Below are 26152 nucleotides of genomic sequence, written 5' to 3' on the forward strand. Positions count from 1 at the left end.
AGCTTCACCACCCTCAAGACAGCGGACAGGCGACGCGCGAGCGGACGAGGCCGCTCGCGCCAATGGCTCATCACGAGACGACGGACAGGCGCTCTCGCTCTAGGCTCCTCGCGGGCGCAGGGAGACGAACCGCTCCGCCCAGAGGCCCTCGAGCTCCTGGGCCGCCTTCTGCGCGCGCGCGGGCTCGTCCACGCCGGCGTCCGCGAGCAGCTCGGCCAGGGAGCGCGCCCCGTCCGCGCGCATCAGCGCCTCGCCCAGGTCGGCCGACACGCTCACCCGCACGCCGGCGTCGTACGTGTTCCGCAGCTCGAAGGCCGTGGCCGCGCGATCCATCGCCACGAAGCGGCGGATCTGGTCCACGCGGACGTGCCTCGGGATGTCGACAGCGAGCGCCGCCACGTCCTCCCACGTCCACGCGCGCTTCTCGACGAAGAAGCCGCCGATCGCGAGGTAATTGAGCCCGGTGGTCAGAAAGCTCGTCACCACGTCGTGCGCGGAGTCGACGATCGGCTCCACGTTGTTGTTGAACGAGGTGTTGAGCAGCACCGGCACGCCCGTCCTGTCCTTGAACGCCTTGAGGACGCCCCAGAAATGCGGGTTCGAGCCGCGCGCCACCGTCTGGACGCGGGCCGTGCCGTCCACGTGCGTCGTCGCCCCGAGGACGCTCCGCTTGTCCTCTCGGACCTTCAGCACGAAGATCATGAACGGGAACTCGTCCTCACCGGGCGGGAGCTCGAAGAACTCGCGCGCGTCCTCCGCGAGGACGGCCGGCGCGAACGGCCGGTACGCCTCGCGCTTCTTGACCATCGCGTTCACGAGGTCCTTGTTCGCGGCCGGCCTCGGGTCGGCCAGGATGCTCCTGTGCCCGAGCGCCCGCGGCCCGAACTCCGATCCTCCCTGCGCCCAGCCGACGGCGGCCCCGGCGGCGATCACCTCGGCGACGCGCCCCGGCAGATCCTCGGCGCGCTCGTGCCGGAGGAAGCGGGACCACGCCGAGAGCTCGCGCTCGATCTCGGCCTCGCCGCCCACGTCGCGGCCCCAGAACACGTGCTCGATCCGCCGCCGCGACTTCAGCGCTCCCGCGGCGAGGGTCGTGTGCAGCGCCGCCCCGAGCGCGCAGCCCGCGTCGTGCGCTGCCGGCTGCACGAAGACGCGCTCGAACATCCCCGAATAGAGGATCTTCCCGTTCATCGTGCAGTTGTGCGCGACCCCGCCGGCCAGGCAGAGCCGCGTCTTGCCCGTGGCCTCGCGCTCGTGGCGGATCACGTGCAGCGCGAGCGCCTCCAGCGCCTCCTGCAGCGACGCCGCGACGTCGCGGTGCTGCTGGGTGAAGGGCCCGCCCTTCCTGCGCACCTCGATCGCCTGCGCCAGCGCGCCCACGCGGTCGCGGTGGATCTCGTAGTCTCCGTCCGGCAAGAGCGTGTAAAGCGAGCTCATCAGCGCGCGGTACCTCGCCGGATCGCCGTAGGGCGCGAGCCCCATCACCTTGTACTCGTCGAACACCCCGTATCCGAGGAGCGCGATGACGGAGACATAGAAGTTCCCGAGCGACTTCGACTCCGGGATCGTCTTCAGCACGTCGATCCTGTCGCCCGAGCCCACGGCCACGAGCCCGGACAGGAAGTCTCCCGACCCGTCGATCGCCACGATCAGGCTGTCGTCGTACCCCGACAGCAGGTACGTGCTCGCCGCGTGCGCCTGGTGGTGCGGCACGAACACGATCTTGTCGCGGTCGATCGGGCGCCCCAGGCCCTGGCCGAGCTTCGCCGCGAGCAGCGTGCGCGCGTCGATCCGCGGCAGCGCGCCGCCGGTCAGGAGCCGCACCCGCCCGAGGAGCGCATTGCAGTACTCCTCGCTCGCGTAGAACGCGATCCGGTCCACACGGTCGATGTCGACGCCGCCCCGGGCGAGGCAGAAGCGGATCGCCTCGATGGGGAACTTGTTGGAGTGCTTGATGCGGTTGAGCCGCTCCTCCTCGATCCCCGCGATGACCTCCCCGCCGTCGACGAGCACCGCCGCGCCGTCGTGCGTGAAGCTCTTCGGGATGTCGTACATCTCCTCGTGGGCGAAGCTCAACCCGCCGGAAAGGCCCAGCGTCAGCATGTCTCCTCCTTGCCGCTCGCGCTCATCGCGCCATCGAGCCACGGCGACGACGCCGCGCCGTCGAACTCGCCCTCTCCGAGCGCTCGTCGCCCGTGGGCGCGCTCGATGACGGCGTTCACCTCCGGCCCGAGCGGGCCGAAGACGACCTCCTTGCACAGGCGCTCCAGGGCGCCGTCCCCCGCGTACGCGCGCGCGCCGACGATGCCGCGCGCCGCCGAGACGGTCTCCTCAGCGCACCTCGTCCCCGTGTACTTCGCGGCCCCGGCCAGCTCGTAGAGCCGCGGCAGCCGCTCGGCGCGGTCCCTCGCGGAGGCGATCGTGCCCATCGCCTCGCCCGCCTCGCGGACCGCCGCGCACGCGGCGCGGTAGCGGATCACGAGGCGGCCGATATCCACGACCATGCCGTCCAGCTCGGCGAGCGGCGCCCCGTCCCGGCCGCGCACTGTGCGGAGGAACCGGCGCGACTCGTCGATCGCCTGCGCCGCGGCGCCGAGGTACAGCGATGGAATCAGCACCTGGTGCCACACCATCTCGAACAGGAGGAGCTGCACCACCTCCGGCCCGGGGCCGCCGAGCAGGAGGTCCTCGTCCGGCACGAAGAGATCGTGGAACACGATCCGGCGTGTATCGGAGTCGAGCATCGCGTCCGGGAACAGGTACGGGCCTATCTCGACGGCCGGGTTGCCCCGCGGCCGCGTCATGAAGACCGCGGGGAAGCCCTCCTCAAGCGCCGTCGTGAAGATCAGGAGATCTCCCTCGGTCGCGAGGGACGTGTACGACGCGGCGCCGCTCACCACGTGTCCTCCGGGCACCTTCCGCGCCCGCGTCCCCACCGCGTTCACGCGGTCCGCGTGGACCCGCGAGTTCGTGTTGGCGACGAGCCGGCGCCCCTCGACGACCTCCGAGAGCAGCGCGCGCCGCCGCGCGTCGAGCCGCGCGTCGTCCGCGATGGGGAAGGTGGCTATCGCGGAGGTCACGTAGAAGTGGTTCTCCACAGCGAGCGCGACAGCAGGGGAGATCCCCCCGAGCCGGTGCAGCACGTGCGCGCACGCGCGGAACAGGCCTGCTGCGTCTCCCTCGTAGATGCGCCCCAAAAAGGGCAGATCCGTCGACCGGAACACCCGGTAGAAGGCCGGCAGATCCCGCTCCGCGAGCGCCTTCTTCAGCGCTTCTGCCGCGAGCTGCGTCTGCCGATCGAGGTCGATCCTCGGGCGCGCCTTGCGTCCAGCGCTCATCGTCATGTCATCCGAGCTCACAGCGCTCTTCTCCTTGCACCCGTCGTGTCCCGAGCCCCGCGGCCGCTCCGGCCTGCGTCGTCTCTTCCCTGTGCGCCCGGCCGGCGCGCTCGCTGCACGGCCGTGAGGCCGGCGCGCGCCCTTCCTGCGCGTCTGGTTCGCTCTTCACCCGCGCTCGGCCGGCGCGAGCCGGACGAGCCGCTCCGTCCAGAGGGCCCAGAGCTCGCCCGCGACGTCGGCCCCCGCGCCGTCGAGCAGCGACGACAGCGGCCGGCTCCCGTCGGCCTTCACCAGCGCCTCGTACGCGGGGCGCGAGATCTTCCGGCGGATCCCGCGGTCGTAGCTCGTCCGCAGCTCCCAGGCGTCGCCGATGCGCGCGCCGTCGAGCCACCCGCGCGTGCGGCATACCTGGGTCGAGCGCGGGATCTCCACGACCATGCCGAGCCTGGCCTCCAGCGACGGGCCCTTCCCGCGGACGAGCACGTCGTCCACGAAGGCGGCCTCGAGGCGGCTCGTCAGGAGCAGCGCGACAACGTCGTCGACCGTCTCGGCGGGCGGCTCCGCCCCGTGATCGAGCGACGTCGCGAGCAGCGCCCCGACCCCGGAGATCTCCTTGAACGCGCAGAGCAGCGCGAACAGCCGGGGATCCGCCTCCTTCAGCACCACCTGCGCGCGGACCGTGCCGTCCGCGTGCACCGCGGCGGCGAGCGGCGCGCGGCGCTCGCGCCTCACGCGGAGGGCGAAGCTCTTCCAGCGGAGCTGCTCGGCCGGGCCCGGCAGCATCAGGCACTCGGCCGCGTCCTCGGCGAGCATCGCGACCGACAGCGGCCGGTGCGGCGCGCGCCGCTTCAGCTCGTTCAGCGCCTCCCGCCGCCGCTCGTCCCTCGGATCGGCGACGATCGCGCGGCGCCCGAGCGCAACGAGCCCCATCTCCGAGCGGCCGTTCGCCCAGCCCACGGCGGCGCCCCCGGCGATCAGCTCCGCGGCCTCGCGGGCCGGATCGGCCGGGCGCTCCGCCGTCACGAGCGCGCCCCAGCGCCTGAGCGCCGGGATCACCGCGTCCGCGTTCCCGATGTCCGTCCCCCAGGCCACGTTGTCGAGCGGGGCGCGGCGCGGCGGCGCGTCGCTCGCGAAGAGCGCGGCCCCGAGGGCGCAGCCCGCGTCGTGCGCCGCGGGCTGCACGAACACCTCGTCGAACAGGCCGCTCGCGAGGACGCGCGAGTTGACGGCGCAGATCTGCGCCCCGCCGCCGGCCAGGCACAGCCGCCGGAGCCCGCTCTTCGTGCGGTGGTGGCGCAGCACGTGGAGCACGATCTCGGAGATCGCCTCTTCCAGCGCGGCGATCACGTCCTTGTGCGCCTGCTCCACCGGATCGCCGCGCAGCCTACCCGGCGCCTTCGAGAGCACCGCCGCGAGGTTCTGGAAGGCGAGATCGTAGTCGCCGTCCGGCAGCAGCCTGTACACCTCGCGCATCGCGCCGCGGAGCGCGGCGGGGTCGCCTTGCGGGGCGAGCTCCATCGCCTCGGCCTCCTCGAACGGGCTGTATCCGAGCGCGCGGATCGTGCGATGGCACAGCTCGCCGAGCGACTTCTGCGGTGAGAACGCCGCGAGCGACGTGAGGCACGACCGGCTCCCGCTCGCCGACGTCCCGGCGAAAACCCCGCCCTCGTTGTCGATGACGTAAACGAGCGCCTGATCGAAGCCCGACACCGCGATGGCGCTCACCGCGTGCGTCATCATGTGCGGCACGAAGACGAGCCGCGCCGGATCGATCGCGCACCTCATCTCCCGCTGGATGGCCGCGTGCAGCAGCCCGCGCGCGTCCGGCACGCCGGCGAGCTCCGGGAACGCCGCGCGCAGGCGCCCGACGAGCAGGTTGGCCGTCTCCTCGCCTGAATAATAGGCGATCCGGTCCACGTCCGAGAGCGCGACGCCTCGCTGTCTCAGGCAGGCGCGCAGCGCGTCGAACGGGAACTTGTTCGTCCGCCGGACGCGGTTCAGCCGCTCTTCCTCGATGGCGGCCACCACCTGCCCGTCCTCGACCAGCACGGCCGCCGCGTCGTACGTGAAGAATTGCGGCGAGTCGTAGCGGCAGTCGTAGACGGGATCCAAGCCTCCTGCGAGGCCCAGAGTCAGCATGCGCTCCTCCATCCTTCTCGGTCGGGACGTCCACCGCCCTCCCGGGTTCCGTCTCAGCCGTTTCGCAAGGGTCGTTCCATCGAACGGCGCGACGGTTCCGGCGGCGCCCCAAGGATGGGGTGATCTATTTGTTAAGTTTCTTTAAGAAGCTGGAGAAATGCGGAGCGATAGGGGGCGAGCGCCGCGCGGATCTTCGCCGACGCGCGCTCGAGGATCTCGGTGTTCTGGAGATCCTTCGGCTTGATACCGAGCTTCGCGAGGCGGCTGTAAACGTACGGTAGCGAGCGATCGATTCGCCGCGACAGCTCGCGCGCGTTCCTGGTCTCGCTGGCCCACGTCAGGAAAAGGAGGTCGTAGAGCTTCTCGACCTCTTGTGGGTGCACCTGGGATATCGCCGCTGGGTCGTCGTGGGGGGGCGCGCCCTGCTGGGCCAGGAGGTCGAGCGCGCACGCGGCCCGCCAGTTTTGCTCGACGGTCCGCTCCGGGTCTCGCACGAGGAAGTACCGCTCGACGGCGTTGCGGAGCTCGCGGACGTTGCCCCTGTACACTCCGTTGCTCGCGAGCTCGCCGACGGCGCTCACCTCGCGCGCGGGCAGGAGCGTGCGGTAGCGCTCCCCGAGCTCCAGGGCGAGGACCCTCGAGAGGCTGCGCAGGTCCTCCCGGCTGGGCGGGGGCACGACGATGGTGAGCACGCTGAGCCGGAAGAACAGGTCGGCTCGAAACGTCTTGTCGAGACCGGCGGCGAGGTCCCGGTTCGTGGCGGCGAGGACGCGGACGTCGACGCTCTTCTCCTCGCTGCCGCCCACGGGCCAGAACGAGCCGTCCGCGAGGAAGCGGAGGAGCTTCGCCTGCGCCTCCGCCGGCAGCTCGCCGATCTCGTCGAGGAACAGGCTGCCTCCGGACGCGAGCTCCACCACGCCGCGCTTCGATACGGTCGCCCCCGTGTACGCGCCGCGCACGTGGCCGAACAGCTCGCTCTCGAACAGCGTTTGCGTGAGGGCCGCGCAGTTGACGGTGATGAGTCGGTGCTTCGAACGCTTGCTGTGCTGATGGATGTCGCGCGCGAGGATGTCTTTCCCCGCTCCGGTCGGCCCGACGATGAGGACCGAGCAGTCTGCGGACGCTGCCTGTTTCGCGAACCCGAGCGCCCTGCGCCGCGCCTCAGAGTGCGCGACGAATCTCCAAGAGCTGGTCATCAATCCTCTCCTGATTCTTCATGACGGAAACAGTTGTTGTCTCACTGCGCCCGCGAGTACGGGCATTTGGCAACATATCGTTTCCCGAGCGCGCGCCTCCGGCCGCGCGCCGCCGAGCATGCGCCGGTCGAGCCATCTCGACGGCGGGCTCCAGGGGACGCGCGACGAGCGCGCGCGGGCGGGCGGGCGGTGCAAACGAACGCCGCAGCAGGAACGCGCTCGCCGTGATGTTCGCGGGGGCGGCTCCGGAAACATGCAGTCGGCCGCCTGAACGGCGCTTGTTATTCGTGTATCGGTGCGGCCATGCGCGGAGGGGTGGAACAGCAAAGGAGAACGGTGGCGATGAGGGGTCGAGCGTTCCCGCGGGAGGCGCAGCGCGCTGACGGCGGCTCCTTCGACGACGGCTGAGCCTGGCGCGCGCCCGACAGCAGCTGAGCCCGTCACCTTTCTATGCCTGATGCCAGCGCTGCTGCGTTCCCCGTAGGCGCATCAGGCCTTTCCTTCGTGCCGCAAGCCGGAGCCGCAGGAGCCGCGCGAGCTGCGCAGATCCGCGGGTGCCTGTCGCTTCGTTCGCAGTAGATTCTGCCGCCGGAGGCAACCGAGGGATGACCGGAACGTCGGACGAACAGCAGACGAGCGGCCACGTGGACAGCGCCAACCTGCAGGCGATGGCAGCGCGGCTCGTCGACGCGGCGTGCGAGGGCGTGGCGCCTCGCCTGCCGCGCGCCACCTACCGCGTGCAGCTCAACAAGGACTTTACCTTCGAGCAGGCGCGGCGCGTCGTCGCCTACCTCGACGCCCTCGGCGTCAGCGATCTCTACTCGTCGCCGTTCTTCAAGGCGCGCCCCGAGAGCATGCACGGCTACGACCTCGTCGACCACAACGCGCTCAACCCCGCGATCGGCGAGCGCGCCGACCTCGACCGGCTCACCGGCGAGCTCGCGGCGCACGGCATGGGCCTGCTGCTCGACTTCGTGCCCAACCACATGGGCATCGGCACCTCCGAGAACGCCTGGTGGAACGACGTCCTCCAGAACGGCCCGAGCTCGCTCTACGCGCCGTTCTTCGACATCGACTGGGCGCCGCTCAAGACGGAGCTCAAGCACAAGGTGCTGCTCCCCGTGCTCGGCGACCACTTCGGGCGCGTGCTCGAGCGCGGCGAGCTCACGATCGAGTTCGACAGCGGCGCGTTCGTGCTCCGGTACTTCGATCATGTCTTCCCGGTGAACCCGCGGACGTACGGCATGATCATCGGGCCGCTCGTGCCCGGGCTCGTCGCCGCGCTCGGCGAGGAGCACGACGCGCTCCTCGAGCTGCAGAGCATCCTCACCGGGCTCCGCAACATGCCGCCGCGGACGGAGACGCAGCGGGCCAAGGTGATCGAGCGGCGTCGGGAGAAGGAGATCCTCAGGCGGCGGCTCGCGTCGCTCGTCGCGGACTCGCCCGACATCGCGGCGGCGGTGGCCGAGGGCGTCCTGCGCATCAACGGCAAGGCGGGCGATCCGCGGAGCTTCGACCCGATCGAGGCGCTGCTCGAGGAGCAGGCCTACCGCCTCAGCTTTTGGCGCACCGCCGCCGAGGAGATCAACTACCGCCGGTTCTTCGACATCAACGACCTCGCCGCGATCCGGATGGAGCACCGGCCTGTGTTCGCCGAGGCGCACCGCCTCGTCTTCGAGCTCTGCGAGCGGGGCCAGGTCACGGGGCTGCGCATCGACCACCCCGACGGCCTCTGGGACCCGATCGGCTACTTCGAGGATCTCCAGCAGGGCCACGTGATCGAGCGCTGCCGGCGCCGCTTCCTCGCCGAGGCTGCGGGCGAGCCGGAGCAGCGGCACGACCCGCGCCGCCGCCCCGAGGCCCGCTTCGCCCGGCTGGAGCCGGCCCTCCGCGCGGCCCTCTCGGAGCGCGCCGCGCGCGGCGCGCTGGACGCGCGGCCGCTCTACGTCGTCGTCGAGAAGATCCTCGCGCGCGGCGAGACGCTGCCCGAGGCCTGGCCCGTCCACGGGACGAGCGGCTACGACTTCACCGCGCTGGTGGGCGAGCTCTTCGTCGACGCCTCGAGCGAGGGGCAGATGACCACGATCTACGAGCGGTTCATCGGCGAGCACATACCGTTCGAGGCGCTCGTCTACGAGAAGAAGAAAGTGATCCTCCGGACGGCCCTGGCGAGCGAGCTGAACGTGCTCACGCACGCCCTGAACCGGCTCACCGAGCGCGACCGCCGCTTCCGCGACTTCACCCTGGGCTCGCTCAACGAGGCCCTGCGCGAGGTCATCGCGTGCTTCCCGGTCTACCGCACCTACATCAACGATCGGACGCCGGCGATCTCCGATCACGACCGCGTCGCCATCGGCCGCGCCGTCGCCCTCGCGCGCCGGCAGAACCCGACGATGGAAGGCTCCATCTTCACGTTCGTGCGCTCGGTCCTCATGCTCGACGGCACGGATCTCTTCCGCGAGGAGGACCGGCAACTCTTCTGCGACTTCGTGATGAAGTTCCAGCAGCTCACCGGGCCGGTGATGGCCAAGGGGCTCGAGGACACGTCGTTCTACATCTACAACCGGCTCGTGTCGCTGAACGAGGTCGGGGGCGAGCCCGAGCGCTACGGATCGAGCGTCCTCGCGTTCCACCGCGGCAACGTGCAGCGGCACAGGGCGTGGCCGTACTCGATGCTCGCGACGTCGACGCACGACACGAAGCGGAGCGAGGACGTGCGGGCGCGCATCAGCGTGCTCTCGGAGCTGCCGTCGGCCTGGGAGGAGGCGCTCCACCGCGCCGCCGCCGCCGCCGCGCCCCTCAAGGCCGAGATTGAGGGCCGCCTCGCGCCGGACAGCAACGAGGAGTACCTCTTCTACCAGACCCTCCTCGGCAGCCTGCCGATCGAGGCGCTGCTCGGCGACGCCAGCGGCCCGCGCGCGCCCGAGGGCGACGCGCTCTCGGCGTACGCCGACCGCCTCGTGGACTACATGCGCAAGGCCACGAAGGAGGCGAAGGTCAACACGTCCTGGATCGACGCGCAGCCCGAGTACGACGCGGCCGTCGAGGCGTTCGTCCGCAAGGCGCTCTCGTCCGCGGAGGTCCTGGGCGCGCTCCTGCCGCTCGCGCGCGTGGTCGCGTACCACGGCATGTGGGGCTCGGTCTCGCAGACGCTGCTCAAGCTCACCTCGCCGGGCGTGCCCGACATCTACCAGGGCAACGAGGTGTGGGACTTCAGCCTCGTCGACCCGGACAACCGCCGCCCGGTCGACTACGCCGAGCGCGAGCGGGCGCTCGCGGAGATCCGCGCGCGCTGGCGATCGAGCGGCGGGGGCCGCGCGCTCGCGCGCGAGCTCTGCGCCGAGGCGCGCGACGGCCGCGTCAAGCTGTTCGTCACGCACGTCGCGCTCGAGCTGCGCCGGCGCCACCCGGAGCTCTTCGGGGCCGACGGGGACTACGCGCCGCGCGCCGTGATGGGCGAGCGCGAGGCCCACGTCGTCTCCTTCGCGCGCCGCGCGCCGGACGGGCGCTCGATCGTCGTGGTCGCGCCTCGGTTCAGCGCGCGGCTGCTCGGCGGCGCCTGCTCCCCGCCGATCGGCGCGGCGTGGGCGGGCACCTCGGTCGACGTGGAGCCCGGCCTCTACACCGATCTCTTCACCGGCGCCGAGCTCGAGGCGTCGCCCTCCGCCCCTCCGCCGCGCGGCTCGGACGCGCCGCGCGGCTCGGACGCGCCGCCCGAGCCGGGCGGCGGCGCGGCGCTCCCGCTCGACCGGGTGCTCTCCGATTTTCCCGTCGCCCTGCTCCTGCGGGCGGCGCAGCGAGGCCAGTGACATGAAGGCGATGCGCACGATGGGCGCGTGGATCGAGGGCGGAGCGGTCCGCTTCCGCGTCTGGGCGCCCGACCACGATCGGATCGAGATCGTCACCTACGGGGCCGACGGCCAGGAGGTCACGGGCGCGCTGCCGGCGGCCCCGACCGGCGACGGCACCTTCGAGGCGACGGCGCCGGGCCTCGGGGCCGGCGCGCTCTACAAGGTGCGGATCGACGGCGAGGGGCCGTTCCCGGACCCGTACTCCCGCGCGCAGCCGCTCGGGGTCCACGGCCCGTCGGCGGTCGACGACCCCTCGTTCGCGTGGACGGACGCGGGGTGGCGTGGCGTCGCGCTCGAGGATCTCGTCCTCTACGAGGTCCACGTCGGCGCGGCGACCCCGGAGGGCACGTTCGACGCGCTCATCGGGGGGCTCGCCGAGCTCCGGGAGCTCGGGATCACGGCGATCGAGCTCATGCCGGTCGCGAGCTTCCCGGGCGAGCGCGGGTGGGGGTACGACGGGGTCGACCTCTTCGCGCCGCACGCGGCCTACGGCGGCCCGGCGGGCCTGCGCCGCCTGGTCGACGCGGCCCACGCCGCGGGGCTCGGCGTGATCCTCGACTGCGTCTACAACCACTTCGGCCCCGACGGGAACTACCTCCGCGCCTACGCGGGGCGCTACTTCACCGATCGGCACAAGACGCCCTGGGGCGACGCGGTGAACTACGACGGCGCGGGCGCCGAGCAGGTCCGCGCGCTCGTCCTCGAGAACGTCGAGATGTGGATCCGCGACTTCCACATCGACGGCCTCCGCCTCGACGCGACCCACGCGATCGTCGACGACTCCGAGCCGCACATCCTCCGGGAGATCGGCGAGCGCGCGCGGGCGGCCGGCGAGGGGCGGCGCGTCCTTTTGATCGCCGAGGACAGCCACAACGACGCGCGCCTCGTGACGCCCGTCGCGCAGGGCGGGTACGGCCTCGACGCTGTGTGGTCCGACGACTTCCACCACGAGCTGCGCGTCCTGTTCGCCGGGGATCGCGACGGATACTTCGAGGATCACACGGGCACCGCGGAGGACATCGCGGCGACGATCCGCAAGGGGTGGCTCTACGAGGGGCAGATCTCGAAGCACGCGGGCAAGCCGCGGGGCACGCCCGCGGATCCGGTGCCGCCGCCGCGCTTCGTCCACTGCATCCAGAACCACGATCAGATCGGCAACCGCGCCGTCGGCGATCGGCTCGGGGACAAGGTGAGCCCGGCGGCCTTCCGGACGATGTCGGCGCTGCTCCTGCTCACGCCGTACACGCCGCTGCTGTTCATGGGCCAGGAGTGGAACGCGCGGACGCCGTTCCAGTACTTCACCGATCATGAGGCCGAGCTCGGCCGGCTCGTGACCGAGGGCCGCCGGCGCGAGTTCCAGTACTTCGCCGCGTTCGCCGGCGAGGAGGTGCCGGATCCGCAGGACCCGCGGACGTTCCAGCGCTCGAAGCTCGATCACGCCGAGCGGCGGCGGCCCGAGCACGCCGGCGTGCTCGCGTGGTACCGCGAGCTCCTCCGCCTCCGCGCCGCGCACCCCGCGCTGCGGAGCCGCGCGCGCGGCGCCTTCTCGGCCGACGCGCTCTCGCCGGGCGCGATCTGCGTCGAGCGCCGCGGCGGCGGCGTCGCCGTGATCGCGCTCTGCGCGCTCCGGGGCGCGCTCTCGCTCGACCTCGGCCGCCCGGAGGCGCGGGCGCTCGCGTTCAGCGAGGAGCCGCGGTTCGGCGGCGCGGCGCGGCGGCCGCCGCTCGAGCGCGGCCGGGTGGAGCTCGAGGGGCCGGCGGTCCTGATCGTCGAGGTGCCCGATCCTTCCGGGGCGCCGTGCTGAAGCCCGTCACGTTCACGCCCATCGGCGTGGTGCGCACGCCGTTCTCCGACAAGGTGAGCGCGCCGCGGCAGCCCCACGCGGCGGGCAGCGCCGAGGGGACCATCGAGCTCGTGCCGGGCCTCGGGCTGGAGCACGCGCTCTCGGACATCGAGGGGTGGGACTACCTCTGGGTGGTCTTCTGGTTCCACCTCAACGAGGGCTGGCGCCCGAAGGTGCTGCCGCCGAGGAGCGCCGGCAAGCGGCGCGGCGTGCTGTCGACGCGCTCGCCGCACCGCCCGAACCCCATCGGCCTCAGCGCGGTGAGGCTGCTCGCGGTGGACGGGCTCACCCTGCGCGTCGGCGGCGTGGACATGATCGACGGCACGCCGGTGCTCGATCTCAAGCCCTACGTGCCGTACGCGGACGCCCACCCGCACGCGCGCACCGGCTGGCTCACGCCGCTCGCGGAGGAGCCGGGCGCCGGGGCGCCGGTCGACCCCGAGCCCGGCTTCGAGGTGGCGTGGTGCGCGCGCGCCGCCGAGCAGGCCGCGTGGATCGAGGAGGCGCACGGCTTCGCGCTGCGCGAGCGCGTGGACCGGGTGCTGGCGCTCGGCCCGCAGCCGCACCCCTACCGCCGGATCCGCGTCGACGGGGACGCGATGCGCCTCGCCGTGACGTCGTGGCGGGTGCGGTTCAGGGCCGAGGGGCGGCGGATCGACGTGCTGTCGGTGGCGACGGGCTACCGCGAGAAGGAGCTCGTCGGCGGCGAGGGCCCGGATCTCGAGGCGCACCGGCGGTTCGTGGAGCGGTTCGGCCGCAGCTAGCGATCGGCGATCGACCGGCGCCGCCTGCTCGCCAGGCACGCTCGGATCGCCCGGTATTCCGGCGATCTCGCGTGACGATTCACGTCCGCGTCGCTTGCAGCACGCGCTCGAGGCGGACAAATGCTCAGCGTGTTCATCGGGGACATCTCGTCTGGGCATCGGGCCGACGCGCTCGACGGAGACGCCTGCTGACGGTGCGGCTGGAGTGTCGTTGCAGCTCGGCTGACCAGGGGGTGAGCCCCCTTCATTCCGCCCCCTCGCCGGCCCCATGCGGGGCCTCGCCGGAGGACGGCCACGGCGACACGGGGCAGACCGCGGGCGACCTGCAGCTGAAGGCGGCCCTCCTGGATCGGATCGGGGAGGCGGCCCTCGCGTGGGAGCTCGGCGGAGCGAGCGCCATCGTGTACTTCGGCGCGGGGGCCGAGCAGCTCTACGGCTTCCCGGCGCGCGATGCCGTCGGGCGGTCGAGCCACGAGCTCCTCCGCACTGCCCCGCCGGCGCCGCTCGCGCAGATCGAGGCGGCGCTCCTGCGCGACGGCCTCTGGGAGGGCGAGCTCCTGCGCACGACCCGCGACGGCCGGGAGATCCTCGTCGAGAGCCGCCTGCGGCTCGTCGAAGGGGTGGAGCGCCGGCGGCTCGTCCTGGAGACCGGGCGCGAGAGCACCGCCAGGCGGCGCGCCGAGGAGGCCCTGCGCGACAGCGAGGCGTGCTTCCGCAACATGGCCGATCACGCGCCCGTCATGAGCTGGATGACGGGCATCGACGGCGGCTGCACGTACGCGAGCCGGGGCTGGCTGGACTTCTCGGGCCAGACCGAGGCGGCCGCCCTGGGCACCGGCTGGCTCGAGGCGGTGCACCCCGAGGACCGGTCGGTGGCCGATGAGGCGTTCCAGCGAGCCCACGAGCGGCGCGACGCCTACAGGATGGATTTCCGCGTGCGCCGCCGCGACGGCGTGTACCGCTGGTGCATCGACTCGGCCGCTCCGCGGCTCGGCCCGGGCGGCGAGTTCCTCGGCTACGTCGGCTCGATCATCGACATCACCGAGCGCAAGGAGGCGGAGCTCCAGCTGCAGGAGCGGGAGGAGGGGCTGCGCCGCGCCATCATGGAGACCCCGTTCCCCATCATGATCCACGCCGAGGACGGGCAGGTCGTCTGCGTCAACCGCGCGTGGACGGACCTCAGCGGGTACACCCACGAGCAGATCCCCACCGTGACGGCGTGGTACGACAGGGCGTACGGGGCGACGGGGGCCGCCGTCCGCGCCAGGGTGGCGTCCCTGTTCGATCTGAAGGCGGCCTCGGACGAGAACGAGCTCACCATCATCACGGCGAGCGGCGCCAGGCGCACGTGGGTCTTCAGCGCGGCGCCGCTGGGGAAGGACGCGGCGGGCCGACGGCTCCTGGTCTCCATCGCCCACGACATCACCGAGCGGAAGCGGGCCGGCGACGCCTGGGAGGCGACGCTGAGGGAAGCGGACCAGAACAAAGATGCGTTCCTGGCGATGCTGGCGCACGAGCTGCGCAATCCGCTCGGGCCCATCCGCAATGCGGTGGAGATCCTGCGGAGCACCGGGATGGAGCGGCCATCGCTCCGGCGGGCGTGCGGCGTGATCGAGCGGCAGGTGGCGCACATGGCCCGGCTGGTGGACGACCTGCTCGACGTGTCGCGCGTGGCGCGCGGGAGGATCCAGCTGAGGAAGGAGCGCTGCGACCTGTCCCGGCTGGTCCGGCAGACCGCCGAGGACTACCGCAGCACGCTGGAGGCGAGCGGCCTGCAGCTCCAGCTGGAGCTCCAGGCCGGGCCGCTCTGGGTCTCCGGCGATCCCACGCGCCTGTCGCAGGCGGTCAGCAACGTGCTGCACAACGCCAACAAGTTCACCGACGCCGGCGGTCGGGTGACGGTCGCGCTCTCGGCGACGTCGGACGGCTCCGCCGCGATCCGCGTCCGCGATACCGGCATCGGCGTGGAGCCGGCGACGCTGGCGCGCATGTTCGAGCCGTTCAGCCAGGCCGAGCGCAGCCTGGACCGCAACCGGGGCGGGCTCGGGCTGGGGCTGGCGCTCGTGAAGGGTCTTGTCGAACTCCACGGCGGCGCGGCGTCGGCCGAGAGCGCGGGCGTCGGCCACGGGACGGAGATCGCCCTCCGCCTGCCGCTCGCGCGCGGGCCCGAGGCGCCCCCGGAGCGCGCCGCGCCGCCGCCGCGCCCCGACTCGAGGCCGGCCGGCGCCGTGAGGTCGCTGCGCGTCCTGATCATCGAGGACAACGAGGACGCCGCCGAGATGCTGCAGGTGCTCCTCACGATGAACGGCCATCAGGTCGAGGTGGCCCTGTCCGGGGTCGCGGGGGTGGAAGCGGCCCGCTCGTTCCGGCCGGAGGTCATCCTGTGCGACATCGGCCTCCCCGGCGGGATGGATGGCTGCGGCGTGGCGCGGGCGTTGAAAGCCTTGGAGGAGAGCGCGGACGTCGCCCCGTCGCTGATGATCGCGCTGACGGGTTATGGCCAGGAGCGGGACCAGCGCCGGGTCCGCGAGGCCGGCTTCGATATGCACTTCATCAAGCCGATCGATCCGGGCTCGCTGCAGAGCCTCCTGGCCTCCGTGGCGACGCGGGCGTGACGGCGACGAGGGCGCCGGCGCGCCGCCGCGCCGGCCCGGCGGCTTGATGTGGCTCGCTCGCACACAGGCGCTGGCTCGACCTTTGAAAAGGCCTTCGCCTCAGCGCGGAGGATCATGGAGCGTCGGGGTACGGGCTGGATCGATCTTCGTGGCAGGCGCGGGGGCCGCGGCGGCGGCGCGCGCCGGCGCGCCCGTGCAGATCGCACGCCTGCGCGCGATCTGCACGGGCGCGCAGGGATCGCGCGGGTGCGCGCGGAGGTGGCCGGCCTCTTCGGAGACGCTGCGCGCGCCGCGCGCATCGAGCGCGACCTCGCGGCGATCCCTGGCGTCGTGTCCGCGCGGGCGAGCGCGCGCACCGGGCGGGTGCTCGTGCGCGTGGGGCAGGACGCGGCGGACGAGGCTGCGCTCGTGCTCGGCGCCCACGCCGTGCCCGGCGCCCCGCCGCCGCCGTCCGCGCGCCGCGCCGCGCGGGCCCTGGCCGAAGGCGTGGGCGCGCTCGTGCACGCGGCGCGTGGCTGGGCGCGCCCCCGCGAGAGCGCGGCGGGCGAGGGCGACCGCCGCGCGTGGCAGGCGCGGGCCTGGGGGAGCGAGGGCGCGCCGGCCGGGCAGGGTGAGGGCGCGCCGACCGGGCAGGGTGAGGGCGCGCCGGCCGGGCAGGGGGAGAGCGCGCCGGCCGGGCAGGGGGAGAGCGCGCCGGCCGGGCAGGGGGAGAGCGCGCTGGCCGGGCAGGGCGGAGGCGAGCGCGCCCGCCGCGTCGACGTGGCGCTCCGCGCCCACGCGGAGGACGCGGGCGAGGTCGCCCGCGCGCTCGGCGTCGATCCGCGCGAGGGGCTCCCCGCCGCCGAGGCGCGCCGCCGCCTCCGCGCGGTCGGCCCGAACGAGCTCGCCGGCGTCGCGACCCGCTCGTCGATCGAGATCCTCGCCGGGCAGATCTTCACGGTGCCCACGGCGATGCTCCTCGGCGCGGCGGGCCTGTCGCTCGCGCTCGGCGACCTGATCGACGCCGGCGCCGTCCTCCTCGTCGTCGGCGCGAACGCCGCGATCGGCACGTACACCGAGTCGCGCGCCGAGGAGCTCCTGCACGCGTGGGGCGAGCTCCGCGTCGGGTGGGCGCGCGTCGTGCGCGACGGGCGCGAGCAGCGGCTCGCCGCCGCGGAGCTCGTGCCGGGCGACGTGCTCGCGCTGCGCGCAGGCGAGCCGGTCGCGGCGGACGCGCGCGTCGTCGACGCGCACGGCCTCGCCGCCGACGAGAGCACGCTGACCGGCGAGAGCGAGCCCGCCGAGAAGCGCGCCGCGAGGGTCGGCGGCGTCGCGCCGCTCGCCGAGCGCCGCAGCATGGTGTACGCGGGCACCACGATCGCCTCGGGCGAGGGGGCGGCGGTGGTCGTCGCGACGGGCCGGTGGACCGCGCTCGGCGACATCCAGCGCGCGCTCTCCCGCGAGTCCGATCGCACCCCGCCGCTCGAGCAGGAGCTCGCCTGGATCGGCCAGCGCCTCGCGACGTTCGCGCTCGCGAGCTCGTCGGCGGTGATGGTCGTCGGCCTCGCGCGCCGGAGGCCGCTCCACGCGCTCTTGCGGAGCGCCGTCGCGCTCGGCGTCGCCGCCATCCCCGAGGGGTTCCCCACCGTGGGCACCACGGCGCTCGCGCTCGCGAGCCGCCGCCTGCGCGGCTCCGGCATCGTGATCCGCCGCCTCGCCGCGGCCGAGACGCTCGGCGCGGTGAGCGTCGTCTGCGCCGACAAGACCGGCACGCTCACCGAGAACCGGATGCAGGTGGCCGAGATCTTCCTCCCCGGCGAGGGCGCGCTGCGGGTGGAGCGCGGCGCCCGCCGGGGCGACGGCGAGGGGCCTGGGCGCCGGATCGCGCTGATCGGCGAGGACGGGCGCGAGGTCGACGCCGCCGCCCCGCGCGTGCACGCGCTCGCGCGCATCGCCGCGCTGAACGCCGACGTCGAGCTGAGCGAGGCGGGCAAGGTCGTCCAGGGCAGCGGCACCGAGCGCGCCCTCGTGGAGTTCGCGCTCGCCGCCGGCTACCCCGTGTCGGCGCGGCGCCTCGCGGCCCGGCGCGTGAGCGAGGCGCGACGCTCGGCCGAGCGCGCGTTCATGGTGACGGTCCACGACCACCCGGAGCTCGGGCACATCGAGCTCGTGAAGGGCGCGCCCGAGCAGGTCGTCGCGCGCTGCGACGCGCCGCCGCGGGGCGAGGCGGCCGGCGACGAGCGCGGCGAGGCGCTCCGGCACAACGACGCGATGGCCTCGCGGGGGCTGCGCGTGCTCGCGCTCGCGTGGCGGCAGAACGGCCGGCCGGACAACGACGCTCCGCTCGAGTTCGCCGGCCTCGTCGGCCTCCGCGACCCGCCTCGCCCCGGCGTGCGAGAGGCGCTCGAGGCCCTCTCTGGCGCCGGCATCCGCACCCTGATGCTCACGGGCGACCAGGAGCGGACCGCGCGCGCGATCGGCGCCGAGCTCGGCATCCCGCAGGACGCCGTGCACAGCCGGGTCACCCCGGAGGCCAAGCTCGAGATCGTGCGGGCGCTCCAGCAGGGCGGCGCGATCGTGGCGATGACGGGCGACGGCGTGAACGACGGACCCGCGCTCAAGGCGGCCGACGTCGGCGTGGCCATGGGCAAGCGCGGCACGGACATCGCGCGGGCCGTGGCCGACGTGGTCCTCGCCGAGGACGATCTGCCGAGCCTCACCGCGGCGGTCTGCGAGGGGCGGCGGCTCCACGACAACGTCCGCCGGGCGATCGCCTACTTCGTCGCGACGAACGCGAGCGAGGTCCTCGCGATGCTTGTCGGCGCCCTCTGCGGCGCCTCGCCGCTGACGCCGCTGCAGCTGCTCTGGATCAACCTGCTCACCGACGTGGCGCCGGCGCTCGCGCTCGCGCTCGAGCCCGCCGAGCCCGGCGTCATGCGGCGCCCCCCGCGCGACCCTGCGGCGCGGCTGCTCGGCGCGGCCGATCTCCGCGCGCTGGGCGTGGACGCGGCCGCGATGTCCGGCGCGTCGCTGTCGGCGTATGCGCTCGGCGGCCGGGCCACCGCTGGGACGAGGGCGTTCACGGCGCTGGTGACCGCGCAGCTGCTCCACATGCTGGCCTGCCGCGCCGGCGCCGGGGATCTCGCGCCCGGGGCCGCGCTCCGCCGGGACAGCCCGCACGTGGCCCGCGCGCTCGCCGCCACGTCCGCGCTCCAGGCGCTCGCGCTCGGCTCCCGGTCCCTCGGCCGCCTGCTCGGGGCGCAGCGCCTCCGCGCCGGGGAGCTCGCGCTCGCCGTGGCCGTCGGCGCGCTGCCCGCGCTGCTCCGCGGTCCTCTGGGGCGCTCCGCGAGCGCTGGCCGCGAGATCGTGTTCGTCAACGGCAGGCGCGCGGAATCGGCATCGGCATCGGCATCGAACGCGTCAGCAGAAGCCGAAGCGAAAGCAGCGGAAGCGAAAGCAGGAGAGGCAACGGACGAGGGCACAGGCGAGGGGGCGGGGGCGGCCGAGAGACCCAAGCAAGGCGTGCGCGCCACGCGCGTCGCCGGGCTGCGCAAGGGAGACATGGCATCATGAAGTTCCATCCACCGTCGTTCGCCCTGGGGGTTGGCACTGCCGTCCTCCTGATGGGCAAGAAGCAGCACCTCCGGCCGGTGGTCGTCGAGATCGCGGCGCTCGGGCTCCACCTGGGCAGGCTGGGCCTCGGCTTGATCGAGCGCCAGCGGGAGCACGTCGAGGATCTCTTCGCCGAGGTCACCGAGCGGGTGCGCCAGAAGGCCGCGGGCGGGGCGCACGGCCAGCGGGCTGCGCACAAGAGCAACGGCGCCTCGGGGCTCCACGGCGAGCCGTCGTCATGACGTCGCCGCCGGTCCTCGTCGTCCACGCCCTGGGGCGGCGCGTCCGCCTGCGCGCGCCGGCGCTGGCCGGCCATCGCCGCGTGTGCGAGCGGATCGCGGAGAAGCTCGCCGCCGATCCTGCGTGCGAGGTCGTCTCGATCCGTCCGATGACGGGCTCGGTGATCGTCGAGCGCTCCGAGGGCGAGCTCGAGCCGGAGCGGCTCCGCGCCCTGCTCGCCGGCCTGGTCGACGGGGCGCGCGACGACGACGGCCACCCGATCGGCGCGCCGCGGCCCGAGGGCCACCCTGGCCCGACGCGCGTCGCCCGCGCGGTCGCGCACGCCTTTGCCGGGATCAACGCCGATGTACGCGAGGCGATGGATTACCGCGCGGATCTGGGCACCATCTTGCCGGTCGTCTTCGCGGCGGCGGGGCTCGCCGAGGTCGGGGCGACGCGCAGGCTGCCTGTGCCGGCCTGGTTCAACCTGCTCTGGTGGTCGCTCCGGTGGTTCATGACGTTCAACCCCGGGGCGATCTCGGAGGAGCTGCACAGCGGCGGCGGGGCGGAGGGCCAGCCGGGCGTCGTGGGCGAGGGGCCCGACGAGGCGGTCCCCGTGTGCGACGATCTCTAGAGCAGCGGTCACCCGCTTCGGATACGGGCCCACCTCGGCGTTTTCGGTGCTCAGCGCACCGGAGTGCGCTTGCGCGCCGAAAACGCCGATCTGGGCCCGTCTCCTGTGCGGGTGACCGCCGCTCTGCTCGGCGTGGTGCAGAGGTAGGCGGAAAGCGCTGTAGAGCGTCGGGGGCCGCCGGGGCGGGCTAGCTCGGCCCTTGGCGCAGCGCGCCGACCAGGTAGATGCCGCCCATCACGGTGAGCAGGGCGCCGGTGAGGCCCTGAGTCCAGCGCGAGTTCACAACCTCGGCGAGCGCGACGGGGATCAGCGTGCTCAGCAAGATCATGGTTCGGAAAAACATCTTCCTTTCGCGGACGCCCCTCGGGGCGCTCTGGGCGCGGGCGAAGGCGGGCTCGTCGGCTCGGCGCGCGGGGGCAGCGCTCGGCGGGAGCTGCCCCCCGCGGCGCTCGCGCGGAGGGCAGGAGAGCGCGAGACAAGGGCATTCCTCCGGCCGGGCCAGGATTCTCGGCGGTCACCTCGCCTCGGACATCTCCTTGGGATCGCGGCGTGATCGTGTCGGCGCGCTTTCGAGCTCGTGGCGGCTCCTGTCGACCCCGACGTAAAGCGGCGATGTCTCACGATGGCTCGGGAATAGATTGAACCTTGGTGGCGGGGCGCGTACCCTCTTGGTCCGGATCGTAAGCCCCGGAAGCAGAGGGGAACACGTTGATGGTGCGACTGCAATTCCCGGTGTGGCTAGGCCTGACTGTTGCATCGCTCGCCGTGTTTCCGGGCTGTAGCTGTGGCAGTCCCGACGTGTCCGTGCCTGGGGCCGGGTCGGGGGGTGAGGGGCTCGGGGGTGCTGGCGGGGCTGGTGCAGGCGATCCTGTGGCTTCGGCGGGCGGGGGTGGCGCAGGTGGGCGGCCCGAGGTCGGGGAGCGGGGCATCGCTGCGGGCGAGATGGTCAGCGCGGGGAAGGTCGTGAGGAGTCCGAGCTATCGCATGGTCTTCACGCTCGGTCAGCCGACGCAGATGCAGGGAAAGGCGACCTCGCCGAGTTACCGCGTGCAGGGCGGTCTGGTCGGGGCGAACGGGAGCTTGCCATGAACGGGATGGGACGGCGTGTCCTCGCGATGGGTGTTTTTCTCGCCGCCTCCGTCGGCCTCGCGCGCGGCGCGGCCGCCGCCGTGCCGATGCAGATCTCGCATCAGGGGCGGCTCTTCACGGCCAACGGCGAGCCGGTCAATGACGTCCTCTCGGTGACGTTCGCCATCTACGCCGCCGAGGACGACGACGAGCCGCTCTGGAGCGAGGCGATCGCGCTCTCGTTCGATGAAGGCTATTTCTCCACGGTGCTCGACTTCACCGAGGAGCAGGCCGAAAAGGTCTTTGACGGCTCGGTCCGCTACATCGGAATCGCGGTCGGGGACGATCGGGAGATGGAGCCTCGCGCTTCGATAGGGAGCGTCCCGTATGCGATGGTCGCGAACAACGCCGTTGGTGAGATCACGCCGAAGCTGGTGAAGATCGGCGGCCGGGTCGTCATCGACGAGAGCGGCAACTGGGTGGGCGACTCGAGCGGCATCGCGGGGCCGAGGGGACCGACGGGGCCGACAGGGCCCGAGGGGCCGGCGGGGCCGACAGGGCCCCAGGGGCCGAAAGGGCCCGAGGGGCCGACGGGGCCCCAGGGATCGACGGGACCCGCGGGCGCGACAGGGCCCGAGGGGCCGGCGGGGCCGGCTGGCCTGCCCGGCGAGAGGGGACCGATGGGGCCCGAGGGACCGACGGGGCCCACGGGCGCGACAGGGCCCCAGGGGCCGATGGGGCCCGAGGGACCGATGGGCCCTGAGGGCCCGATGGGGCCTGAGGGACCGATGGGGCCCGAGGGACCGATGGGCCCTGAGGGCCCGATGGGACTCGATGGCCCGATGGGACCCGAGGGGCCGACGGGGCCCACGGGCGCGACAGGGCCCCAGGGGCCGACGGGGGTGGTCGCCACGATCGCGATTGCGGGCAACATGGCTCCCCTTTTTGATGGTGGCAGCTCCGCGTATGTCTTCGTCGGCCCCCCGGGGTCGGTGACCATCACCGGCAGCCAGCGCGTGACCGGATCGGCCTCTGCGCCGCTCGGGTTGCGGTCGTCCAGCGCTGCGTTCGTCGCTCCGCTCGGCCTCTGCTACCAGCGCCGCAGCGGCGGCGAGCTGGTCAACTTCTTCGGAGGCATCTTTACGAGCCACTATTTCACGCCGACCCGCACAACCTACTCGGTCTCTGCCACGACGGTGCTGACAGAGGGCGAATGGAATGTCGGCATGTGCCTCCGCAACGAGGGGACCAGCCCGATCCAGGGATCGACCTCGACGACCGGCAACGGCTTTGTGAACGGCTGGTTCATCGTCACGAACGACTGAGGGCGAGCCCGCCGTCAGGGGTCGTGAGCCCGGCGCTGCTCTCAGGAAGGCAGCCGGCCCCGTGCAGGGGTGTTTTGTCGCGGGGTACGGAGGGGACCGGTGTTCGTTGCGCTGTCAGGAACGTGACAGACCCCATGCGGGGGTGTCCGTCACGCAGCGCGGAGAGGGCCGGCGTTTGTCCTGTTCTCACGAAGGCGGCCGGCCCCGTGCGGCGGTGTCCGCCGCGGGGCCGGGCAGCTCGGCACGACGTCCCGAGCCACCCGGAGCCTCTCCTCGCCGCGTCGGCGCCTCAGGTCACCTCAGCGCGACCGGGCTCCGCGCGAGGTACTCGTCGTAGGACAGCGTCCGCAGATCCTCGATCCTCTTCGCGCGCATCGCCCCGATGACCGCCCGCGCGAGCTGGAGGTCCGTGAGGAGCGGGATGTTCGCGTCGACCGCGCGCCGCCGGATCAGGTAGCCGTCCGGACGGCCGAGCTGGTCGTACTCGCGGGGGATGTTGATCACGAGATCCACCTTCCCCTGCTCGATGGCGCTCATCGCCGTCTCTCCCTCGTCGGGCTGCTTCGCGAGGCTCGTGCACTCGAGCCCGAGCGCCCGGAGCGCCTCGGCCGTGCCCGGCGTCGCGAAGATGGGGAGCTTCAGGTGCTCGGCGATGACGCGGGCCTCGTCGGCGAACCAGTACTTGTCCTCGAGGGGCCCGAGCGAGAGCAGCACGCCCTTCTTGGGGAACCTGAAGCCGGTCGCGAGCAGCGAGTGCAGGAGCGCCTCGTGCATGTCGTCGCCGAAGCAGCCGACCTCGCCGGTGCTCGCCATCTCCACGCCGAGCATCGGATCGGCCCCCACGAGGCGCGAGAACGAGAACATCGGCGCCTTCACCCCGACGTAATCGAGGTCGAGCCCGCGGTTCTCGACCGGCTGCGACACGCCGAGCATCCTGCGCATCGCCTCCCGGACGAAGTTGTTCCCCGTGACCTTCGACACGAAGGGGAAGCTCCGCGACGCGCGCAGGTTGCACTCGATCACCTTGACCGTGTTGTGCTTGGCCAAGAACTGCATGTTGAACGGCCCGGTGATCGAGAGCGAGCGCGCCACCTGCTGGGCGATCTGCTTGATCCTGCGGATCGTCGCGATGTAGAGCGACTGGGGGGGCAGGACGAGCGTCGCGTCGCCGCTGTGGACGCCGGCGTTCTCGATGTGCTCGCTGATCGCCCAGAGGATGATCTCACCGCGATCGGCGACCGCGTCGATCTCCACCTCGCGGGCGTGGGTCTCGAACTTGGACACGACCACGGGGTAGGCGGGGGAGACGGCCTTCGCGCGGGCGAGGATGCGATCGAGCTCGTTGGGCTCGTGCGCCACGCTCATGGCCGCGCCGCTCAGCACGTAGCTCGGCCGCACGAGGACGGGGAAGCCGCCGAGCTTGTTCACGATCTCGCCTGCCTGGCCCGCGTCGACGACGTGCGCCCAGCGCGGCTGGTCGATCTCCAGCCGGTCGAGCAGATCGCTGAACTTCTTCCGGTCCTCGGCGGTGTCGATGCTCCCCGGGCTCGTGCCGAGGATGCGCGCCCCCGCCTCGTGCAGCCGGAGCGCCAGGTTGTTCGGGACCTGCCCGCCCATGCTGACCACGATGCCGTAGGGCTGCTCCCGCTCGTAGATGTCGAGCACCGTCTCGAAGCTGATCTCGTCGAAGACCAGCTTGTCGCACGTGTCGTAGTCGGTGCTGACCGTCTCCGGGTTGTAGTTCAGCATCATGGTCTCGTAGCCGAGCTCCGAGGCCGCGCGGATCGCGTTGACGCAGCACCAGTCGAACTCGACGCTCGATCCGATGCGGTAGGCGCCGGAGCCGAGCACCATGATCTTCTTCCGCCAGGACGGCGCGACGTCGGTGGCCGACGCGTGGTAGCTCGAATAGAGGTAGTTCGTCTCGGCGGGGAACTCGGCCGCGAGCGTGTCGATCTGGGCGAGGTGCGGCACGACGCCGTGCCGCTTCCTGGCCTCCCGGATCGAGCCCCGCGGCGCGCCCGTCAGCGTGCCGATCATCCGGTCGCTGAAGCCGAGCTGCTTCGCCTCCCGGAGGGTCGCCTCCTCGAGCGCCGGCTCCTGCGCGGCCGCGGCCTTGTCGGCCTGCGCGGGGACGGCGACCTTGAGCGCCTTCAGGTCCCGGTGCATCCGCACGATCGGGTCGATCTGGTTCAAGAACCACCGGTCGATCTTGGTGAGATCGTGGATCTCGTCGACCGCCATCCCCTCCTGGAGCGCGCGGGCCACGGCGAAGATCCGGAGCGGCGTCGCGTTCTTCAGCTCGTCGCGGAGGTCCTGGAAGGTGAACGCGTCGGGGTCGAGCCCCTTCACCCCGATGTCGAGCATGCGGAGCGCCTTCTGGATGACCTCGGGGAACGTCCTGCCGATGGCCATGACCTCGCCGACGCTCTTCATCTCGCTGCCGATCCGCATCGACGCGCCGCGGAACTTGCCGAGATCCCAGCGCGGGACCTTGCAGACGAGGTAGTCGAGCGCCGGCTCGAAGAACGCGGTCGTCCTGCGGGTGATCGCGTTGGCGATCTCCGGCATGGTGTAGCCGACGGCGATCTTCGCGGCGACGTAGGCGAGCGGGTAACCCGTCGCCTTGCTGGCGAGGGCGCTCGACCGGGAGAGGCGCGCGTTCACCTCGATGACCCGGTAATCGGCGCTGTGCGGGTCGAGCGCGTACTGGATGTTGCACTCGCCCACGATGCCGAGGTGGCGGATCGTCTTCAGCGCGACCGAGCGGAGGAGCTGGTACTCCTCGTCGTTCAGCGTCTGCGACGGGGCGACGACGATCGACTCCCCTGTATGGATCCCCATCGGGTCGAGGTTCTCCATGTTGCAGACGGTGATGCAGTTGTCGCGCCCGTCCCGGACGACCTCGTACTCGATCTCCTTCCAGCCCCGGAGGCACTCCTCGACGAGCACCTGGGGCACGCCGCCGGCGAAGCCGCGGCGCACGGCGTCCTCGAGGTCGCGCTCGCTCTCGACGATGCCGCTGCCCTTGCCGCCGAGCGCGTAGCCGCCGCGGAGCATCACGGGGAACCCGATCTCGCGCGCCGCCTCCATGGCCTCGGCCGGCGAGCGGCAAGCGCGGCTGCGGGCCGTCTTCACGCCGATCTCGTCGAGGCGCTCGATGAAGAGCCGCCGGTCCTCGGTGTCGCGGATCGCCTTGATCGGCGTGCCGAGCACCCGCACGCCGTACTTGTCGAGGATACCGGAGTCGTGGAGCTCGAGCCCGCAGTTGAGCGCGGTCTGCCCGCCGAAGGAGAGGGCGATCGCGTCGACCTCCTCCTTGACGATGATCCGCTCGACGAACTCCGGGGTGACCGCGCAGAGATGGATGCGGTCGGCGAGCCCCTCGCTCGTCTGGATGGTGGCGATGTTGGGGTTCACGAGGACGGTGGCGATCCCCTCTTCCTTGAGGGCCTTGATCGCCTGCGATCCCGAGTAGTCGAACTCGCCGGCCTGGCCGATCTGGAGCGCGCCGGAGCCGAGCACGAGGACGCGCCGGGGTTTCTTGGGGAGATAGGCGCCGTACATGC

14 protein-coding genes are annotated in these 26152 nt (G+C 72.6%); 8 read left to right on the plus strand and 6 right to left on the minus strand.

Translation table 11 applies throughout. The features are described from left to right. Window positions 1–99: 99 nt before the first annotated feature. The 4 genes from POL72_RS45765 to POL72_RS45780 form a co-directional block, all read right to left on the minus strand. Entirely contained in the window at window positions 100–2103 is a 2004-nt protein-coding gene (locus POL72_RS45765; RefSeq protein ID WP_272103218.1) for a carbamoyltransferase family protein, read from the minus strand. Beyond that, entirely contained in the window at window positions 2097–3359 is a 1263-nt protein-coding gene (locus POL72_RS51075) for an acyl-CoA dehydrogenase family protein (protein ID WP_272103219.1), read from the minus strand. Before POL72_RS51075 ends, POL72_RS45765 begins: the two co-directional genes overlap by 7 nt. 144 nt (window positions 3360–3503) lie before the next feature. Continuing rightward, a complete protein-coding gene (locus POL72_RS45775; RefSeq protein ID WP_272103220.1) occupies window positions 3504–5477 on the minus strand; it encodes a carbamoyltransferase C-terminal domain-containing protein in 1974 nt (657 codons plus the stop codon). 131 nt (window positions 5478–5608) lie between these two features. Next, entirely contained in the window at window positions 5609–6673 is a 1065-nt protein-coding gene (locus tag POL72_RS45780; protein WP_272103221.1) for a sigma 54-interacting transcriptional regulator, read from the minus strand. Between the two features lie 605 nt (window positions 6674–7278). Here POL72_RS45780 and treY point away from each other — a divergent pair. From treY to POL72_RS45815, 7 genes are all read left to right on the plus strand, one after another. After that, window positions 7279–10482 carry a malto-oligosyltrehalose synthase gene (gene treY / locus POL72_RS45785; protein ID WP_272103222.1) on the plus strand — a complete coding sequence of 1068 codons (3204 nt, stop codon included), beginning with the start codon at window positions 7279–7281 and terminating at the stop codon, window positions 10480–10482. A gap of 1 nt (window position 10483) precedes the next feature. Beyond that, window positions 10484–12328, plus strand: coding sequence for a malto-oligosyltrehalose trehalohydrolase (treZ, locus tag POL72_RS45790; RefSeq protein ID WP_272103223.1), 1845 nt, complete (start codon window positions 10484–10486; stop codon window positions 12326–12328). Next, window positions 12322–13131, plus strand: a complete 810-nt coding sequence (tsaA, locus tag POL72_RS45795; RefSeq protein WP_272103224.1) for a tRNA (N6-threonylcarbamoyladenosine(37)-N6)-methyltransferase TrmO — start codon at window positions 12322–12324, stop codon at window positions 13129–13131. Before treZ ends, tsaA begins: the two co-directional genes overlap by 7 nt. A gap of 233 nt (window positions 13132–13364) precedes the next feature. Continuing rightward, window positions 13365–15746 (plus strand): hybrid sensor histidine kinase/response regulator, encoded by a 2382-nt coding sequence (locus POL72_RS45800; RefSeq protein WP_272103225.1) that lies wholly within the window; start codon window positions 13365–13367, stop codon window positions 15744–15746. A 114-nt stretch (window positions 15747–15860) separates the two neighbouring features. Next, window positions 15861–19298 (plus strand): cation-translocating P-type ATPase, encoded by a 3438-nt coding sequence (locus POL72_RS45805; RefSeq protein ID WP_272103226.1) that lies wholly within the window; start codon window positions 15861–15863, stop codon window positions 19296–19298. Further along, complete coding sequence (locus POL72_RS45810) at window positions 19295–19579, plus strand: hypothetical protein (RefSeq protein WP_272103227.1); 285 nt, start codon at window positions 19295–19297, stop codon at window positions 19577–19579. The genes POL72_RS45805 and POL72_RS45810 overlap by 4 nt, the downstream gene beginning before the upstream one ends. After that, window positions 19576–20190, plus strand: a complete 615-nt coding sequence (locus tag POL72_RS45815) for an HMA2 domain-containing protein (RefSeq protein ID WP_272103228.1) — start codon at window positions 19576–19578, stop codon at window positions 20188–20190. The genes POL72_RS45810 and POL72_RS45815 overlap by 4 nt, the downstream gene beginning before the upstream one ends. A gap of 187 nt (window positions 20191–20377) precedes the next feature. Here POL72_RS45815 and POL72_RS45820 read toward each other — a convergent pair whose 3' ends face one another. Then, a complete protein-coding gene (locus tag POL72_RS45820; protein ID WP_272103229.1) occupies window positions 20378–20518 on the minus strand; it encodes a hypothetical protein in 141 nt (46 codons plus the stop codon). A 757-nt stretch (window positions 20519–21275) separates the two neighbouring features. Here POL72_RS45820 and POL72_RS45825 point away from each other — a divergent pair. After that, on the plus strand, window positions 21276–22583 hold the full coding sequence (locus POL72_RS45825) for a DUF8740 domain-containing protein (protein WP_272103230.1): 1308 nt from the start codon (window positions 21276–21278) through the stop codon (window positions 22581–22583). Window positions 22584–22877: 294 nt separating this feature from the next. On the opposite strand, the gene carB is transcribed toward POL72_RS45825, so the two are convergent. Next, entirely contained in the window at window positions 22878–26150 is a 3273-nt protein-coding gene (carB, locus tag POL72_RS45830) for a carbamoyl-phosphate synthase (glutamine-hydrolyzing) large subunit (RefSeq protein ID WP_272103231.1), read from the minus strand. Window positions 26151–26152: the final 2 nt, after the last annotated feature.

The sequence above is a fragment of the Sorangium aterium genome, from assembly GCF_028368935.1.
GTDB classification, from domain to species: domain Bacteria; phylum Myxococcota_A; class Polyangia; order Polyangiales; family Polyangiaceae; genus Sorangium; species Sorangium atrum.

What these genes read in the sequence shown, in the direction of transcription:
- POL72_RS45765 (WP_272103218.1), bottom strand. Translation starts at nt 2,103, where the DNA reads ATGCTGACGCTGGGCCTTTCCGGCGGGTTGAGCTTCGCCCACGAGGAG.
- POL72_RS45775 (WP_272103220.1), bottom strand. Translation starts at nt 5,477, where the DNA reads ATGCTGACTCTGGGCCTCGCAGGAGGCTTGGATCCCGTCTACGACTGC.
- POL72_RS45780 (WP_272103221.1), bottom strand. Translation starts at nt 6,673, where the DNA reads ATGACCAGCTCTTGGAGATTCGTCGCGCACTCTGAGGCGCGGCGCAGG.
- treY (WP_272103222.1), top strand. Translation starts at nt 7,279, where the DNA reads ATGACCGGAACGTCGGACGAACAGCAGACGAGCGGCCACGTGGACAGC.
- treZ (WP_272103223.1), top strand. Translation starts at nt 10,484, where the DNA reads ATGAAGGCGATGCGCACGATGGGCGCGTGGATCGAGGGCGGAGCGGTC.
- POL72_RS45805 (WP_272103226.1), top strand. Translation starts at nt 15,861, where the DNA reads ATGGAGCGTCGGGGTACGGGCTGGATCGATCTTCGTGGCAGGCGCGGG.
- POL72_RS45810 (WP_272103227.1), top strand. Translation starts at nt 19,295, where the DNA reads ATGAAGTTCCATCCACCGTCGTTCGCCCTGGGGGTTGGCACTGCCGTC.
- POL72_RS45815 (WP_272103228.1), top strand. Translation starts at nt 19,576, where the DNA reads ATGACGTCGCCGCCGGTCCTCGTCGTCCACGCCCTGGGGCGGCGCGTC.
- POL72_RS45820 (WP_272103229.1), bottom strand. Translation starts at nt 20,518, where the DNA reads ATGATCTTGCTGAGCACGCTGATCCCCGTCGCGCTCGCCGAGGTTGTG.
- POL72_RS45825 (WP_272103230.1), top strand. Translation starts at nt 21,276, where the DNA reads ATGAACGGGATGGGACGGCGTGTCCTCGCGATGGGTGTTTTTCTCGCC.
- carB (WP_272103231.1), bottom strand. Translation starts at nt 26,150, where the DNA reads ATGTACGGCGCCTATCTCCCCAAGAAACCCCGGCGCGTCCTCGTGCTC.